Consider the following 1,368-nt stretch of genomic DNA (forward strand, 5'->3'; position numbering starts at 1 on the left):
CTGCGCCGAGCTCGACCAGACGATCGAACAGGCGTCGGCTGGCCCAGCGTGACAGGTTCTGGGTGGTCAGCGTTCCCGGCACCGCATCATCGCCGACAAGGCGGTCGACGACGTCGCTGGCCGCCCTGGATCGCAGCTTCGGCGTGACCGCCCGCAGCCGTTCGGCGTGTGTTGCCATGTCCGCCGCCAGCCGGCAGGCCCCGGCCGCGCCAAGGGCCGCGGTAATGAAGACAGCCTGCCCGAACGCATCGCTGTCCGGGCGGGCGCGCCGGCCCTCCGGCCCCGGCCGCAGCAGCGGCGCGTGGATCTGAGTGGTCATGATGGGCACGGCGTGACGCCAGCCCATGCGCCAGGACAGCGCGCAATCGGCCAGCCACCAGGCCAGGATTTCGGCTTTCGGGTCTTCCCGCATGACAGCAGCGGCCGCGCGCGCGGCGACGACGGGGGCCGGCGCGCCGCTGCACACCTCATCGCGCGTAACGTCGATCACGTGACCAAAGCCGTCCGACCAGCCGACGCCGAGCAGAGCGGCAACCGCCTGCATCTCCTCGACGCTAGGGGGCAGGGAGCGGCCGGCGAGACGCCGCCACGCGGCAAGCACATTGCCGGCAGGCCCCGGCGCGTCGCCGGGCTGGCGCAGCAACCAGGCGTCGCGCAATGTCGCCTCATCCTCGCTGCGGCCGACCAGCTTCATGCAGGCGCTTGCTGCTTTCAGCGCCAGGCGATGCCGCCACGCGCCGCTCCATTCGGGCTCGGCCTGCACGAGATTGTCGAGTGCATTCAACGCGCTGCCGGCCATGAAGGCGCCCTCGACCGAATCCTCGATACGGACGCGCGGCGTCGCCCATTCCGGCACGTGCGGAATCGGAGAGGAAACTTGCGATGCGGGTGCGGGCTGCCGACTCATCGCGAACAGCGTAAACGGCATGTGCGGTTTATGCGAGTGTTTTCGGCATTATCCGCACCGCCTGTCGATCTTGTTTTATGTCCAGTAAGATTCCATTACCGGACGTATTCTGATAGGCTCGCAAATCATGGAAAATCCCCCACAAAAACCCTCCAAACACGATCTCCCGGCTGATGATCCGCTTGAGGGCGATATGCCCGACATCGTCGATCTCGTCATGGAGATGGGTCGGGCGGAGGCCCGCGTCCCGGCGCATGTCGAGGAGCTGGTCGAGACCGCCCGGGAGTATGCCGACAACGCCAGCTCGGAGAGCACCCGCGACGCCTACGCCAAGGATTGGAAGCATTTTTCGTCCTGGTGCCGGCGCACCGGCTTCGACCCCCTGCCCCCGGATTCCAAGGTGATCGGGCTCTATATCAGCGCCTGCGCCGCCGGCGGCGCCAAGCTCGGCGCTCCGGCGC

The 1,368-nt window shown here is 67.8% G+C and carries 1 protein-coding gene and 1 pseudogene; one reads left to right on the top strand and one right to left on the bottom strand.

What is annotated here, in order from left to right; translation table 11 throughout:
- Positions 1 to 928, bottom strand: a 928-nt coding sequence (locus EOA38_RS36705; protein WP_245481022.1) for a DUF1403 family protein, incomplete at its 3' end; no start/stop codon positions are given.
- Positions 929 to 1,100: 172 nt separating this feature from the next.
- On the opposite strand from EOA38_RS36705, the pseudogene EOA38_RS36710 reads away from it, so the two are divergent.
- Positions 1,101 to 1,368, top strand: a pseudogene (locus tag EOA38_RS36710) (integrase); the annotation flags it as partial.

The organism is Mesorhizobium sp. M1E.F.Ca.ET.041.01.1.1 (assembly GCF_003997355.1).
In the GTDB taxonomy this organism is placed as follows: Bacteria; Pseudomonadota; Alphaproteobacteria; order Rhizobiales; family Rhizobiaceae; genus Mesorhizobium.